Annotated in this window: 11 protein-coding genes; 5 read left to right on the top strand and 6 right to left on the bottom strand. The window is 39.9% G+C overall.

Features of this window, described 5'->3' with window-relative positions:
* Positions 1 to 11 precede the first annotated feature (11 nt).
* Both H4J65_RS07850 and H4J65_RS07845 read right to left on the bottom strand, forming a co-directional pair.
* Positions 12 to 1,211 (bottom strand): 3-oxoadipyl-CoA thiolase, encoded by a 1,200-nt coding sequence (locus tag H4J65_RS07850; RefSeq protein WP_182135391.1) that lies wholly within the window; start codon positions 1,209 to 1,211, stop codon positions 12 to 14.
* 13 nt (positions 1,212 to 1,224) lie between these two features.
* The gene (locus tag H4J65_RS07845; RefSeq protein WP_182197257.1) at positions 1,225 to 3,075 is read right to left on the bottom strand and encodes an acyl-CoA synthetase; all 1,851 of its coding nucleotides are present in this window, start codon (positions 3,073 to 3,075) and stop codon (positions 1,225 to 1,227) included.
* 498 nt (positions 3,076 to 3,573) lie between these two features.
* Between H4J65_RS07845 and H4J65_RS07840 the strand changes: the two genes are divergently transcribed.
* The 3 genes from H4J65_RS07840 (at position 3,574) to H4J65_RS07830 (ending at position 7,688) form a co-directional block, all read left to right on the top strand.
* Positions 3,574 to 5,016, top strand: a complete 1,443-nt coding sequence (locus tag H4J65_RS07840; protein ID WP_182182733.1) for a hypothetical protein — start codon at positions 3,574 to 3,576, stop codon at positions 5,014 to 5,016.
* Between the two features lie 169 nt (positions 5,017 to 5,185).
* Complete coding sequence (locus tag H4J65_RS07835) at positions 5,186 to 6,175, top strand: catalase family peroxidase (protein WP_182197254.1); 990 nt, start codon at positions 5,186 to 5,188, stop codon at positions 6,173 to 6,175.
* A gap of 421 nt (positions 6,176 to 6,596) precedes the next feature.
* Positions 6,597 to 7,688: an alkene reductase gene (locus H4J65_RS07830; RefSeq protein ID WP_182182737.1), complete on the top strand. Its 1,092-nt coding sequence runs from the start codon at positions 6,597 to 6,599 to the stop codon at positions 7,686 to 7,688.
* A 414-nt stretch (positions 7,689 to 8,102) separates the two neighbouring features.
* On the opposite strand, the gene H4J65_RS07825 is transcribed toward H4J65_RS07830, so the two are convergent.
* The 4 genes from H4J65_RS07825 to H4J65_RS07810 form a co-directional block, all read right to left on the bottom strand.
* Positions 8,103 to 8,513 (bottom strand): PaaI family thioesterase, encoded by a 411-nt coding sequence (locus H4J65_RS07825; protein WP_182182799.1) that lies wholly within the window; start codon positions 8,511 to 8,513, stop codon positions 8,103 to 8,105.
* A gap of 168 nt (positions 8,514 to 8,681) precedes the next feature.
* The gene (locus H4J65_RS07820) at positions 8,682 to 9,284 is read right to left on the bottom strand and encodes a flavin reductase family protein (RefSeq protein WP_182182739.1); all 603 of its coding nucleotides are present in this window, start codon (positions 9,282 to 9,284) and stop codon (positions 8,682 to 8,684) included.
* A 220-nt stretch (positions 9,285 to 9,504) separates the two neighbouring features.
* Entirely contained in the window at positions 9,505 to 10,059 is a 555-nt protein-coding gene (locus H4J65_RS07815) for a YbhB/YbcL family Raf kinase inhibitor-like protein (RefSeq protein WP_182135382.1), read from the bottom strand.
* Positions 10,060 to 10,348: 289 nt separating this feature from the next.
* Positions 10,349 to 13,162, bottom strand: a complete 2,814-nt coding sequence (locus H4J65_RS07810; RefSeq protein WP_182197251.1) for a TonB-dependent receptor domain-containing protein — start codon at positions 13,160 to 13,162, stop codon at positions 10,349 to 10,351.
* A 564-nt stretch (positions 13,163 to 13,726) separates the two neighbouring features.
* Here H4J65_RS07810 and H4J65_RS07805 point away from each other — a divergent pair.
* Both H4J65_RS07805 and H4J65_RS07800 read left to right on the top strand, forming a co-directional pair.
* Entirely contained in the window at positions 13,727 to 14,878 is a 1,152-nt protein-coding gene (locus H4J65_RS07805; RefSeq protein WP_182197248.1) for an acyl-CoA dehydrogenase family protein, read from the top strand.
* A 26-nt stretch (positions 14,879 to 14,904) separates the two neighbouring features.
* Entirely contained in the window at positions 14,905 to 16,104 is a 1,200-nt protein-coding gene (locus tag H4J65_RS07800) for an acyl-CoA dehydrogenase family protein (protein WP_182197246.1), read from the top strand.
* Positions 16,105 to 16,110 lie beyond the last annotated feature (6 nt).

Genomic DNA, 16,110 nt, shown 5'->3' with positions numbered 1-16,110 from the left:
ACTTTGAGAAGTTAAACACGCTCAATAACGACAGCGATACCTTGACCGATACCAATACACATGGTGGCTAATGCATAACGGCCACCGGTTTTTTCTAATTGGCGTAATGCCGTCATCATAATACGCGTACCACTAGCGCCTAAAGGATGGCCAATGGCAATAGCACCGCCATTTTGATTAACCCGTGGGTCATCAAAAGCGATACCTAATTGTTTCATGCAACCTAGCGCTTGTACGGCAAAGGCTTCATTAAATTCTAAAACGTCCATATCCGCTAACGTTAAACCCGCTCGCGCTAAGGCTTTTTGTGAAGCGGGAACTGGCCCTAAACCCATAACACGTGGTGGTACACCGGCTATAGCGCCGGCTATAATTCTACCACGCGGTTTAATACCCGCTTTTTCACCCACTTCTTTGCTACCAATAATCATCGCTGAAGCACCATCGTTGATGCCTGAAGCATTACCTGCGGTAACTACGCCATCAAATAATGGTCTTAATTTACTTAAAGCTTCTGCGGTTGAAGCAGGACGTGGGTGTTCATCAGCGGTTACCGAAAGTGCTGGCAACTTACGCCCTTGTGACACTTCAATGGCAATAATTTCATCATCAAAATATCCTGCTACTTTGGCTGCTTCATACTTAGCTTGAGAGCTGGCAGCAAATACATCACAGTCTGCTCTGCTGATATTTAAATCACTGGCAATGTTGTCGGCTGTTTCTGGCATAGAATGGCCGCCATAGGCTTTAATAATCTCAGGATTAGTAAAACGTGCCCCCATAGTGGTATCAAACATTTCTTGCTGGCGAGCAAAGGCTGAGCTTGCTTTAGCCAAAACAAAAGGCGCACGACTCATAGATTCAACACCACAAGCAACAAATAATTCACCTTCATTGGCTTTTACACAGCGAGCAGCATCTAACGCGGCTGATAAACTTGAACCACACAAACGGTTCACCGTTATGCCACCTGTTTCAATCGGTAAACCCGCTAATAGCCCGGCAAAACGCGCAACATTTCGGCTGTCTTCACCTGCTTGATTAGTACTACCAGCAATAACATCTTCATAAAGGCTTAAATCAAAGTCGTTGCGTTGTACTAGAGTTTTTATAAGGTGGGCAAGCATATCATCGGGTCGAACAGAAGATAAAATTCCGCCATGACGTCCAAAGGCTGTTCTTGCGGCATCGTATATATACGCGTCTTTCATAATTTTTCCTAAGTTATAAAGTTGTTTGGTAATCAACCAAGACAGGAACGGCGATTAATAATGCTGCCACTTTGTCTTTGTCTTGAGTATTTGATAATTGAACATGAACGACCTGACCTTTTTCTGGATCAAATGCTGCGCTAACGTGAGCCGTAATATTATTGGCTTTGAATAAGGTATTGACGCTAAATTCGGTCGCTTTATTACGTAAGATAGGTTTGAACACTTTACCCACCGCCGTTAGCGGAAAGCTATCGAGTATTTCGATACGTTTTGGAATGGCCGCTCTTTCGTTAATATGTGTTTGGCAATGGAGCAATAGTTCAGCGGCTGTTGTTTGCTGGGGATCTTTTACCACAACATAAGCAACCGGTATTTCTCCTGCATGTGCATCAGGTTGACCAATAGCCACTGCTTGAAGAACACCGGCATGCGCCATTAATGCATCTTCAATGATCTGGGGATCAATGTTATGCCCGCCGCGGATAATCAAGTCTTTTGCTCGACCAGTTAACTGAATATGTCCTAGGTCATTAATTAAACCTAAGTCACCGGTATTGAACCATTCACCGTCAACCCATGCTCCCTCATTATCGCTTTCGTTCAAATAGCCTTGAAAGATATTAGGCCCTTTGACCAGAATAATGCCAGGTTCATTGCTGCCACAAACACGGCTAATTTTATTATCAATAACGTGGGCAGCAATCACTCGGCTATAAGGTATGCCATTACCCACGGAAACCCCTTCAACATCGTAGCCGGGTAATACTCTAGCGACCACACAAGAAGATTCGGTCATGCCATAACCATTGGTAACATTACAATTAAAGCGGCGCTGAAAAGATAATTTCAGTTCAATAGGTAAAGGCGCTGAACCACAAGCCGCATGTTCAAAACAGCTAAGATCAATGTCTTCATCAGCTTGCTGCAGTAAAACAGAAATAATAGTAGGTACGGTAGGAAACCAACACACTTGATATTTATGAACAAAAAACCACCAGTTTTTCACCGTATTAGGGTTTCTAAATCCTTCTGGGGTCATAATAACTACCTGACGACCAACAAAAAACATTGATAAACTGGCCGCAATAACACCAAAAACATGAAATAAGGGTAAGGCATTCAAGACCGCAGATTTACCTTGAAAAGCATTAAACCCGGCATAAACTTGCACGACAAAACTAATGTTGTAATGCGATAGTTTCGCTACTTTAGGGCGGCCGGTTGTGCCTCCGGTATGAAAGTACATCGCAATATCATCAGCCTTGGGTTGAGAGTTTTTCGTTAATCGTTCACTTGATTGAGTCGATATCGCCTGATTAAAATCAGTGATGGTTACACGGTTATTATTGCTCGGGCCATAGCGGTTATCGAGAACAAGTATGTGCTCAAGTGATGGTACGCGGGCAATAATCTCATGCACTTTCTTACCTAATTCTGTGCTTTGATCAAGCGACACAGTGACTAATACTTTGGATTTTACTTCGTTCAATATTTCAACAATGTGATCAACCTGCAACAGGTAATTAATCGGGTTGGCAATACCTACCGCTTGGGCAGCCCACATACTGAGATGAGTTTCAGCCAAATTAGGCAGTAAAATAGAAATAACGTCTGTACGCTCAACGCCAAATGATTGATAAAGCTTTGCTGTTTGATTCAGTTTTTTAGCTAAAGTAGCAAAAGTAAGGGTATTGGCCACTTCATCTCGATCAGCGGTTAAATGCTCAACTATGGCGATATCAGCAGCATATTCATCGGCTGCATGGCAAAAAATATCGTAGGTTGTTTTACAATGATATCTGTCTTGGTCGTTTATTTTTTCTAAATCAGCAAGTAACTCTACTTCTGTTAGTTTGGACATTAAGCGCTCACTCTAATACAATTTTCAATCATTATTACCACAAAATTAATTACGCAGTAAAACAGTACATACATTCTGCAATGCGGAACTTGATTTTGCAAGTTATTTTAAAACCCTCGCCAATGTACTTGATTAAATAATGAAATCATAGGTATTCACATAGGTATTCAGTTGAAGAAAAATCAAGAAATCCGCCGCTAAATACCGGTTTTAATTCATCATATTAATAAAGCTAGATAACCTCAGCTATGTAAAATATAATTCCGCTAAGCGGTACTGTGTGGTATTATTTTAAATGTAACTGCCTGAAGATTTAATACTAAGCAAAATAAAGCCAAGAATAAGTAAAATTAACTATCCCTATCAAGCGTTAATGGGTGCTTAGACAAGGTTTGTCGCCAACAGTGTAAAATGGAACTGTCTAACACGAGTTTTATAAAGCAATGAGTTTTATAATACTGCTTTTAATGTCAACCACTTATGTAAAAGAACATAGCTATGAATAATATTTCTGATCTAGAGCAAAGTGGCAAAATAACTCACGCCTTTGCTTGGTTGTCACCCCTTTGCCTAGTGATTATTTTTTTTGCCACCTTAATAACTGAATGGACCGGTTACCAGCCACCTGCCCTATTAGCTGTATTCATGTTGATATTATTTATGGCTATCGAATGGAGACAGTTAGATTTATCAACAAAAATCATCGCATGGGTTGCTATAGGGTTAACACTGGTCTTGTTATTCTTCTCACAGATATCATTTCATCAACTAGCTAGCCTATCTAGCAGTGTCGTTTTTTTTGCATTTTTCTTAATTGCCCTCGGCCTATTAAAAGAAGCGGCTTTAAGCTCGAATTCGGTTAACCTTACCGGTCTGGTGCTATTACAACAACACCCCGTTAGACGTTATGCGCTGCTAACCTTTGCCAGTCATGTTTTGGGGATATTAATGAGTGTTGGTGCTATTAATTTATTAGGCACCATGATCCAAAGAAGTTTAGATAACAATAAAGATACCGTTGACGCACGCATCAATCGCGTTAGGCAGCGCCGTATGATGCTAGCGGTTATGCGAGGATTTTGCAGCATACCGCTTTGGGCGCCCACTTCAATTACTATTACGCTGTTAGTCACCACGATTCCTGATCTAAAGTGGATAGATATTATTCCTTATGGTTTGTACCTCACCCTAGCGCTACTGTTGTTTGGCATTTGGCTCGATCATGTTCAAGCACCGAAAAACCTTAGTCATCTTGTACCGACAATTTCTAACGATTTATCCGCATTAAAGGTCAGTTACCCTATTATTGTTGTTGTTATCACCTTGGCTATCATATCTGCGCTGCTGATATTTTCCTCGCCCCTGCGACCTATTGCGGCGGTGTTAGTCAGTGCGCCGCTTGTCAGCATAGCTTGGATATTTAGCCAGTATCATAAAACAAATAATAAAGTAAACGCCATGCGATTAACGGTAAAACGTTTTAGCACAGACATATTTTTTAGATTAGCCTTACAGCGTTCAGAAATCGTATTTTTTGCCGGTTCTGTGCTCATTGGTCGCTTGTTATTAACCGTGTTAGACCTTGACTGGTTTGCGCAACAACTAGCCCATTTACATTTATCTGCTGCGCTAATATTAATTGCCGCTTCATGGCTCATTTTTATCGCCGCGCTGTTATTTATCAGCCCAATGATTTCTGTCACCTTGATGGCTGGGGCTTTAGCTCAATTACCTGGTGTTGAGAATATGCCAGTCACTATTGCACTCGTCATGATGGTCACTTGGGCCGTGGTTGCCGGTAGCTCGCCTTCTACTACCTCGGTACGTATTAGCGCTAAAATCACTGGAATTTCTTCTTTTCAAATGGGGGTAAAGTGGAATGGTTTATATAGCATATTAGTACTATTGGCCTTAGATTTTTTTCTGCTTGTCATGGTGTAATTAAAAAGGGATGTAAACACTATTTATTATATTTTTCATAGTTTTTGCTGAACTTGTAATTTTTAACAACGTGCACTGGTCTGGTAAATAATATTATGATCTTAACCACAAAGTTTTTCGTATTTTTTAAATTAGCTTTAAATTGCGATATAACCATAAAGGAATACAAATGAAGCATAACCTCATTACCTCAAGCCTTACTGCTTTTTTTCTCCTGGCAGGCGCAACATCGACTGCAAGTGCAAGTGACAAAAAAATTGAAGCAAATGATCTCGTTGAAATGTTCGAAAAGCTAGGTGGTAAACATCCAGGCTACAGAAAGGCACATGCTAAAGGTCTATGTGCCTCTGGCACTTTTGTGCCCGCGCCCAATAAGTACTTTACAGGAGCGGCCTTGTTATCAAACGGTGAATTACCCGTATCTATGCGCTTTTCAGTAGGTGGTGCTAGCCCAAGTAGTGATGAGAAAGCCCCTGGTACGCGTGGTATGGGCATGCAAATCCAACTACCTGATGGCGCTTTACATACTTTTACCGGTAACAACTTCCCCGTATTTGCCGGCAAAAATCCAGAAATATTTCATGGCTTTTTATCGACTTTACTGCCTGATGAAAATGGCAAATCTGACCCAGCTAAAACCATGGCATTTATCCAGCAGAACCCTAGCTTACAAGCTCACGTTATGTGGAATAAAAACGCTAAAACAGCCGCGTCATTCGCCAATACTGAGTTTTTTGGTTTGCACACCTTTTACTTTGACCAAGCCAATGAACAACAAACTAAGTTTCGCTGGAATATTAAGCCAAACTTAGGGGTAAAAACACTAGAAAAAGCTGAGGCTGATAGCATGCCGACTGAGTTTTTAGCTGATACTTTTGCGCAACAACTTAAAGATGAAACCGTTAGTTTTAGCATTATGGCGAGCTTAGGTGAAGCACAAGATAGCGACATTGACCCCTCACAACAGTGGCCTAGTGAACGCCCTCAAGTAACGCTTGGCACGGTTACCGTTAAAACAAGTGGTGGCGATGCCTGTAATAATACTAACTTTGATCCTAATGTGATGTCGGCAGGCTTTACACCCAGCGCTGACCCTATATTAAGAATGCGCTCACCTGCTTATGCTATCTCTTTTGGTAAAAGATTGAGTGGTCAATAAATAATTTTCTCAGTGTTAAAAGCGTTTATTACAAAATCGCTGTACTGAAAAATTAATGAGGGGGTAGTTTACGCTCCCCCTTTTACTCTTGAAATTCAATACGTAAAACTCAAGAGCAAAGGATGATAGCCGCTTGTAGATAAATTAAAAACAAGCTATAAAAAAGCCAAAATTTATCTTTTATAATTGAGTGAAAATTGAGAGGGAATTAAAAGTGACTTAGTCAATTTAACTCGCATTTAACATTAGATTTCAATACGAATACTACATTTACATATAACTACAAGTTATTACAAAATATAAAAACAATGTTTTTATATTATATGAGACAATCATATTAATGACTGAGATCTACATCTAGTGACCTATTAACGTGACCTATGAAATAGGTTTCTACATAAATGAATAAGGAAACAATAACGTGTCTACACCTACACTTTTTTCGACAACAACATTTGCTAAAAATCCCCTCAAGAATCGTTTCGTTCTTGCCCCGTTAACTCGCGGTCGTGCAGGTCCAACTCGCGTCCCTAATGAATTAATGGCAGAGTATTATCAGCAGCGCAGTACTGCTGGCTTAGTGATTGCAGAAGCGACCGCTATATCTGAAGAAGGCAATGGTTGGGTAAACTCACCCGGTATTTATACCCAAGAAATGGTCGAGGGTTGGCAGACAATTACTGAGCGTGTACATCAGCAAGGCAGTCAAATTATTCTTCAACTTTGGCATACCGGACGAGCATCTCATAGTGACTTTCATGACGGTGAATTGCCGCTATCAGCTTCAGCATTAAAAATTAATGGCGATCAAATTCATACCCCTGAAGCTAAAAAAGACTATGAAGTACCACGCGCTATGACAGTGCAAGATATCAAAAGAACAGTCGAAGACTTTCGCAAAGCCGCTGAGAATGCCAAGACAGCAGGCTTTGATGGCGTTGAAGTTCATGCCGCAAACGGCTATCTGATTAATCAGTTTCTTGATGCTAGCACTAATCAGCGTGACGATGAGTATGGCGGTAGTATTGAAAATCGTACGCGCTTTTTAAACGAAATACTTGAAGCGGTATTAACGGTATGGCCTGCGGAAAATGTTGGCAGCAGAATTTCGCCCAATGGCGTATTCAATGATATGGGCTGTGATGACTACAGAGAATTATATACTCATGTTATACAGCGTTTTACTCATTACCAGCTTGGTTTTGTGCATATTATGGATGGTTTAGCTTTTGGTTTTCACGAACGTGGCGAGCCAATGATACTGGAAGATTTCAGAAGTTTATATCATGGACTTATTATCGGTAATTGTGGCTACGACCAGGCAAAAGCTGAAGCGATAATAGGTTCAGAAAAAGCTGATCTGGTGGCTTTTGGTCGCCCCTATATTTCTAACCCAGACTTACCTCAGCGTATGCTTAATAACTGGCCATTGGCGCCATCTGACGATGCCAGTAATTGGTATGGTGGCGGCGCTAAAGGTTATACTGATTATGAAACCTACAAGTCAGCTTAGGTTTACAACATAATCGCAGGGATAAGTTTGCAGATTGTAGACCTGCCCCTGTTGATACTGCTTAGGCGCTACATTATTAATAAATCCTAAGGGGTAAATTCCTTGTGTGGTATTTGTTGTTTAACGTGACAAATACCACCTTTACTACTGACCGCACCGCGACAAAAGTAATAATATAACTGGTGCCACATTCGTACAATGCAAGAATAAGCCCCAATGAGTCAGAGCGAAAGTACAGGCTAAACTACAAAACCGTGGCCAATTTTACTTGACCACTTTAGTCATTAAAAGAAAGGTAGAAACCCTTTCAACACTTTAACCACCGCAGATATTTAATCTCTTATATTTAGCGAATGCAAATGTGCTGATCATTAACTAGCTAATGTTCTCTAGGATAAGGTTTATTGATGAGGTTTATTTCAGTTTTGGTACTGAGTATGTACCAACCACATGTGCAACCGCTTTTTCATCACCTTCAGAATATAAAGAAACTTCACCAACGATCAGTGACTTCCCCACTTTTAACAAAGTACATTTAGCAATAATATCTTTCGTTGATGAGGGCTTTCTCATAAAGTTAATCGTAAGACTGGTGGTAACCGCAAGTGCAACTATGCCTATTTCACCTAGAATAGCGACGTATAAAGCACAGTCAGCAACCGTCATTAAAACGGGGCCAGATACTGTACCACCTGGCCTTAACTCATCAAATCCAACCGTGTGTCTTACTGTTGCTGACTGTGCGCCAACAGCATCAACAGTGCACTTAGCCTGAGGAAATTCTGTTTTCATAAAATCTTCAACTTCTTGCTTAGTTGCCAAAATAGTTCTCCAAAATAGTGCTTTAAAATAGTGCTTTAAAAAAGCCCAGCCAAGGGCGAATAATAACTTAAAGTGTCAAGCCTAGTCTGTGCCTACACCTTGAAATAATTTCGCTGTATTGTCTTACTAGCGGTAACTAATAATAGCCATCAATAATAAACAGTAAACATTTTAAGGACGCTTAAGTTCTATATTTTTAGCTGTTAGGCTAAAGTTATTTCCACCCATTTTACCAACAGAATCAATTGATTTTTGGTTTATATTGCCATCTTCATATAAGTCATCTCTGACATAAACGTACTTTACATCCAAAAGAATAACAGTGCCGCCGTTAGGCAAATCACTAATCGGAATTATTTCTCTTAAGCTACACTCGTAACGTATGGGTGAGTCTTTTACTGAGCGAGGCATTACTTGCTCACTAGCGCAGCGCTCAACGTTAGCAAAATCGAATTCACTTTCATCTTTATTAAGACTGGCACTGGTCAGGTTCATTTTTTCTAATAAAGCGGAGTTAACTATATTGACCACACATTCGCCGGTTGCCATTAAGTTTTGTAAGGTATCTTTTTCAATACCACTTCGCTGCTTTACCTCAGTATAAAGCAGCACAGGGGGATTACAGCTAGCAACAGTGAAAAATGAATAAGGGGCTAAATTATCAATACCCTCGGGTGAACGCGTACTAATCCATGCAACGGGTCTAGGCGTTACGCCGCCATTGAGGAGACGATATTTTTCTTGGTTTTCTAATACTGAAACATCAAAAATCATTAGTTACTCCATCTCCTAGTGTTCATATTTAACAGCACATACTCTACGCTTTATTTACCGCTAATGCGCTGTTTTCCCGATAAAAATAATAAGTGACTATGTAAGTTAAGGCTATAAATTAAGACAATAAATTTCAACAATAAATGACTAAAGGTTTTGCACTTCTACAGCTAGCAAAACATATAGCAAACTTATTGCTGTTTTACTTTCAATGCTTAAGCTAGTCACGTTGGTACAAAGCTTCAATCGTACTTGATTCTATGGTGTGTAGATTTATCATGTAGCCTGCTAATGCACCAGAAGCGTTTTCTGGTAAGTCAATTTTCGCTACCGAAAGTGCATGTATTGTAAAGCGGTAGTGATGTAAACCATCGCCTTTAGGCGGGCAAGCGCCACTAAAAGCGGCAATACTAAAATCATTTTCTATTTGAGTACTACCGGTAGGGGTACTATTTTTTTTATTCGCTGCCCCTCTTGGTATTTCCAACACAGTCAGCGGAATATTTATTACCTGCCAATGCCACCAACCACTGCCTGACGCTGTATCAGGATCATAAGCGGTAATGGCAAAACTTTTTGTGCCTTCGGGCGCGCCAGACCATTTAAGGTGTGGCGACAGATCGTCTCCTGAACAACTATAGCCTTTAAATTCATGTGTTTTAGGCATAAATTCTCCTTGCGCAATATCCTGACTAGATAATGTCAGCGGCGCTGAAAATGCCGTTGATGAAATGCTAAGTGATAAAACTGAAAAAAATTTAAGTGTATTAAACATAATAACCCTTTTTTATAGTTATGTAATTTGCTTGAAAATGCCATGTAAAGGCATTCGCCACTCTTTGACATCGACCTGATCTTGGCATTGTCTACATGGATGTAGGTACTTATTTTTTGTCTAGAACAAAAAATTTCCCCTATACCCTATACATAAAAAATCCGATGATTAACGTCATCGGATTTTGTCTCCTTAGTCAATAAAGCCGGCATCAAGCCTTTACTACTAAAATGCCTTAGTGCTTAAAGTTTAGGACTTAAAGCTTAGTGCTTTATACTGCCTTTAAAGATTATTCTCCAAATTTATGCACAACACTTAATTTAAAAGTACGACCTAAAGGATTATGTGTGAACGGGTCATAGTTTAAATCTAAACGAGCAAAAGAAGGGTCTTCATCCGTTAAGTTACTCACGGTTAGGTTCAATTTGGTCTGATCTTCATTAAAGCGATAGTTATAACTTAAATCAAACTGTACTTGGCTATCAATGACTTGACCTCGAGTGTTAGTAGTAAATAACTCCTCTCGTTCATCTTTATAATCACCAACATAATAAGTAGATAAGCTAACATTATGATTGTCAAAATCAAAACTATTGATCATAGTCGCTTTATACTTGGGTATTGGACGATTCGAGTTAGTCTTATTTAGAAAACCAGCCGCGTCAAAAGTTTCAGACAAACCATCGGCACTTACTTCGTATTCAGCCGTATAGGTTCCATTCATGTTTAAGGTCCAGTAGTCGGTAACATTTAACCGTAATTGCACATCAACACCACTGGTTTTAACATCAGAACCATTGATTATATTAGTTTCAATTCGCTCTACTGTCTTTGCGTTACCAGGCTCTGTCCATCGCACTTGGTCAACATAAGGTTGCTTACCGGCAACGGCAGCTGATAATACCGCATTATAATTTTCAACAATAATAGGGTCGCTTAAATCAAATGACCAAAAATCAACTGTTGCGAATAAACGGTCGCCCCAAAATTCACCAATAATGCCAAAGTTTAACGCAACCGCTGATTCAGGCGCCAAAGCATTATTACCTTGAGTATCTACGGCTTTAAAAGCACCCGCAGCCCCCACATAAGAAAGGGTTGTATTAGTCCCTTCTAATTGATTTAGTGTTGGACCTCTAAATGTAGTACTGGCAGAGCCACGTAATGAAAAATTATCATTTATGGTATATTGCGCTGATACTTTTGGATCTATGGTATTACCGACTTCTCCGCCGTAATCCTCATATCGCAAAGCAACTTGCATATTTAAATCGTCTGATACCGGTAACGCTAGTTCACCAAATACGGCAAAAATACTTTGAGATGAATCTTGATTTAGCTCACCACTACGAAAATGAAAAACACCAGTAGGGTTTGCACAATCTGTTTCTCCAAGCACTGGACATGGGTTTATTGCTAAATTACCTAAGTCATTAACTTCATTAGTAAAAGACTCATTTCGATACTGAGCGCCTACGGCAAACTCAACAATGCCACCGTCCAATTCAAAGCCTGTGTCACCCGACACTAAGCCATCAAGCACAAATAATTCCGTGGCTTTTTGTGAAGTTCTTGTGCCTGAAACATAATCTAATACTTCTTGGGAGTTGGCTAATGCCGGATTAAAATTTGGATTAGTAGCGCCATTAGAAGCTGATGTTTCAATGCCGTTAGAAAATGGATTAAAGTATAAACAGCCATTGGCACCTGGCACACCTGCTTCCATATCACAATTATCGCCGCCATAACCTAATAACGCATTCTTTAATGGCACAATTAATGTGTCTGGGTTACTGACATAATCAAGTTTTGAATTGGAATAAGCAAAACCAGTTTCCCAGTTATAGCCATTATCAAATTTACCTTCTAGATCTGCAGCAATACGGTAAGTTTTATAGTCTAGACCACCTTCACTTGAGGGACCCTCAACACCTACAGTACGACCAATATAAGCGACACGGTCTAACGACGGATGAGGAGCACTAGCAAATTCTGGATTGCCAGCCACTAATGCTTGCCATGCAGGATGATAAGTCGGTACATAACGGTCGGAAAAATCAACAAGCTTTTGTGGTGGATACGAAGGTGAGCCATAAGTGGTAGGCACCTCGGTCTCTGAATATAACACTTCAACATGCAGATTAACGCCACTTTTAAAGTCGTGACTTAATTCGCTAAATACTTTCAGATGTGTATCACCATCATTCAAAGCTGAATAGGGACTATATTGGAATTTACATACACCCGCGATAGTTCCCCCTAATAATTCACAGCCAGGATCTATCAAGTATTTAGGTTGTGAATTATCACCGAGCCAAGCCGCATTAAATATTGATGGTGGATTACCTATTGATGACCAACCCCCTTGTGGGTTAGTGGCAAAGTCTTGTACCGCCCAATCTTTATCTCTGGTGTTGATGGTATTGGTTTTATCATAGCTAACAGAAGTTACCCAATGCGTATCATCATTGCCTAGTCCCCAAATGAAACCTAAGCCGTAATCGCCATCACTATCTTGTAAGCTTTTATAGTCAGCTTTTACTTCTAGGCCTTCGAAATCACTTCGGGTTGAAAAGTTAACTACACCTGCAATGGCATCAGAGCCATATATAGCGGCTGCACCTTCTTTTAACATGTCGACTCGTTTAACCGCCATAGAAGGAATGTCTTGGGTGTTAACATAAAACATTTGTTGATCAACAATAGCGTAAGGGTTGAAGGTATGTCTTTTGCCGTTAATTAGCACTAAGGTACGGCCTGCTCCTAGTCCTCTTAAATTGATATTGGAAGTACCTTCAGTACCATTAGAGCCATATTGATTTGAATTACCTTGAATACCAGAGCTAATTGACAATTTCTGAGTCAATTCAACAATAGAGGGAGAGCCAATTTTTTCTAAATCAGCTCGACTAATCGTTTGCACAGGTGCTGAGGTTTCTAGTGCCGAACCTTTTAAATGAGAACCAATAACTTGTATTTTCTCAATATCGTTTTTATTTGTCTCTTTTACTTCTTCAGCATACAAAGCACTACTTGCCATAATTCCAAGCGCTGCGCTAATAGCGATAGTTATGGAGTTTCGTTTTAGTCTGGTATTTTTCATCGGTTTCCCCTGTTATTCATTTTATTTTATTTTATTTTATTTTGATTATAATATTTTCAATTAATGACTGTTTTTCCTCCAACAGCTATTAATTGTTCTGCTTACTGCACTAAATCACCCTTAAGGTTTTGCTTGCATAGTCATGATAATTCAATCGTTATAAAGGCTAAGTACAAAAGCCTATACCGCACTGCATTGACCATATTCTGCGTTACAAAATCACTTATTAACCTGACTGAATAAGGCCAATACCTAAGCCAGTCAAATCAAAAACATCCTAAAAAAACACTGCATTCAGAAATGAATTTAACTGATACTAATTCTGCGTAGCGGAATATGCAAGTACTTTATTTGGCCAGTGATTCCACTAACCTCAATTTAACCTACATTAACAAAAATAATATAAAGCTAAAAATAAAACTAATAACATTACACTAGTAAGAATCTAGTAAGAGAATATTTAGTCAGCGAATATAATGTGAATAGCTGCAATTACATCTTGATATTTACTCAACCCTATGTTCCACTGTGCGGAATGCAAAGCTTTTACAATAGGGTTGAAAAATGATTCGAGATCAAGAAATGTTGGATCAGTTTCTAGACAGTATTTCAAAATTCGTTAGAGAGCGGTTAGTTCCTGCGGAAAATGAAGTAGCAGAAAACGATGCTATTCCAGATGATATTGTTCAAGAGATGAAAGCGATGGGTTTGTTTGGTATGACAATCCCAGAAGAATATGATGGCTTAGGTCTAACGATGGAGGAAGAAGCGCTGGTTGCTATTGAGTTAGGCCGAACATCACCTGCTTTTCGCTCCCTCATTGGTACTAACAACGGTATTGGCTCGGCCGCTATTGTGTTTGATGGCACTGAAAAACAAAAACAAACTTATTTACCTAAATATGCCTCGGGTGAAATTATCGGTGCTTTTTGTTTAACTGAACCCGATGTCGGCTCTGACGCCTCTGCTGTAAAAACCTCGGCAATAAAGCAAGGCAATGAGTATATTATTAATGGTACCAAGCGTTATATTACTAACGCGCCAAGAGCTGGAACATTTACCGTGATGGCTCGCACCGATCCATCGATTAAAGGCGCTAAAGGAATATCAGCTTTTATAGTAGACGCGTCAACGCCTGGTATTACCCTTGGGCCCAAAGATAAAAAAATGGGTCAGCAAGGCTCTCATACCTGTGATGTTATTTTTGAGAATTGCCGTGTACCTGCCGAAAATATTATTGGTGGTGTTGCAGGCAAAGGCTTTATAACGTCAATGAAAGTATTAGACAGAGGTCGCCTGCATATTTCAGCATTAAGTGTCGGTATTGCCGAGCGATTAATTGACGATGCCTTAAGATACGCCATAGATAGAACGCAATTTGGTAAACCTATTGCTGAGCACCAAATGATTCAAGTAATGTTAGCAGACAGTAAGGCTGAAGCTTATGCGGCTAAATGCATGGTACTTGATGCAGCAAGACAAAAAGATTTAGGCAAAAAAATAACCACAGAAGCTTCTTGTTGTAAGTTATTTGCCACAGAAATGGTGGGAAGAGTCGCTGACAAAGCCGTACAAATTCACGGCGGTGCTGGCTACATTTCAGAATACGCCGTAGAAAGACTTTATCGTGACGTCAGATTATTTCGATTATACGAAGGCACGACACAGATCCAACAAATGATCATTGCCAAAAATATGATCAAAGACATTCAATAAATTAAGACCAACGAAGGATTTGCACAATGAATTTAAACTTTACCGCCCAAGAAAAAGACTTTCAACAAGAAGTGCAGCAATTTTTGCAAGAAAAGTTACCGAAAGATATCGCTGAAAAAACCAAGAACGCATTACATTTATCTAAAGATGAATGTAATCAGTGGCAAAAAATACTCTACAAACAAGGCTGGGCCGGTGTTAATTGGCCAGTTGAGCATGGTGGAACGGGTTGGACACCAACACAAAAATATATTTTTGCTAATGAATGTGCCAAAGCCGGTGGCCCTGATGTGATCCCTTTTGGTCTAAAAATGGTGGCCCCTGTTGTTTATACCTTTGGTAATGAAGAACAAAAGCAACGTTTTTTGCCTGACGTATTAGCCAGTAATGTTTGGTGGTGTCAGGGTTATTCAGAACCAGGTGCAGGCTCTGATCTTGCATCGGTTAGAACAACAGCGGTAAAAGAAGGCGATGAATATGTTGTTAACGGCACCAAAACATGGACAACCTTAGGCCAACATGCTGATTGGATATTCTGTTTAGTCAGAACCGGTGAGCCGAGCGTTAAAAACCAAGAAGCCATTAGTTTCCTATTAATTAACATGAACGACCCTAAAATAACGGTATCACCGATTATTACCATTGATGGTCGACATGAAGTTAATGAGGTTCATTTTGATAATGCCCGTGTGCCTGCGATTAATCTTATCGGTGAAGAAGGTCAAGGTTGGACCTACGCTAAAGTGCTATTAACCCATGAGCGAACCGGTATCGCTCGCGTTGCTATCTCTAAAGATCGCCTCGTACAATTAAAAGCCTTGGCGCAAACATCGCCTGATGGCGATAATAAGTTAATGGAAGACGCTATTTTTGCGCAAAAAGTTGCCCAAGTAGAAATCGATTTATTAGCCTTAGAATATACTGAATTACGCACACTTTCTGCTATCAGCACAGGCCAAGCACCAGGGCCAGAGTCTTCCATTTTAAAAATTGTTGGGACACAAATTATCCAAGCCATTGACGAATTGTATGTCGAAGCCGCTGGATATTACGCAATGCCATTTGTTCCTCATCAGTTCCATGATGACTTTGACGGACAAAGCATTGGTCCTGATATGGCAACGAACAGTGCATTACGTTACTTTAATAATCGCAAAGCTTCCATATATGGCGGTAGTAACGAAATTCAAACTAACATTATCAGCAAAGCCGTTTTAGGCCTTTAAATTAGC

The organism is Colwellia sp. MB02u-9, assembly GCF_014077085.1.
Lineage (GTDB): Bacteria > Pseudomonadota > Gammaproteobacteria > Enterobacterales > Alteromonadaceae > Cognaticolwellia.
The sequence above is the reverse complement of the archived record's forward strand: the minus strand, read 5'-3'. Positions and strand labels throughout refer to the sequence as shown.

Excerpts from the sequence above, each read along its gene's own strand:
- H4J65_RS07850 (WP_182135391.1), bottom strand. The coding sequence starts at position 1,211 with ATGAAAGACGCGTATATATACGATGCCGCAAGAACAGCCTTTGGACGT.
- H4J65_RS07845 (WP_182197257.1), bottom strand. The coding sequence starts at position 3,075 with ATGTCCAAACTAACAGAAGTAGAGTTACTTGCTGATTTAGAAAAAATA.
- H4J65_RS07840 (WP_182182733.1), top strand. The coding sequence starts at position 3,574 with ATGAATAATATTTCTGATCTAGAGCAAAGTGGCAAAATAACTCACGCC.
- H4J65_RS07835 (WP_182197254.1), top strand. The coding sequence starts at position 5,186 with ATGAAGCATAACCTCATTACCTCAAGCCTTACTGCTTTTTTTCTCCTG.
- H4J65_RS07820 (WP_182182739.1), bottom strand. The coding sequence starts at position 9,284 with ATGATTTTTGATGTTTCAGTATTAGAAAACCAAGAAAAATATCGTCTC.
- H4J65_RS07815 (WP_182135382.1), bottom strand. The coding sequence starts at position 10,059 with ATGTTTAATACACTTAAATTTTTTTCAGTTTTATCACTTAGCATTTCA.
- H4J65_RS07810 (WP_182197251.1), bottom strand. The coding sequence starts at position 13,162 with ATGAAAAATACCAGACTAAAACGAAACTCCATAACTATCGCTATTAGC.
- H4J65_RS07805 (WP_182197248.1), top strand. The coding sequence starts at position 13,727 with ATGATTCGAGATCAAGAAATGTTGGATCAGTTTCTAGACAGTATTTCA.
- H4J65_RS07800 (WP_182197246.1), top strand. The coding sequence starts at position 14,905 with ATGAATTTAAACTTTACCGCCCAAGAAAAAGACTTTCAACAAGAAGTG.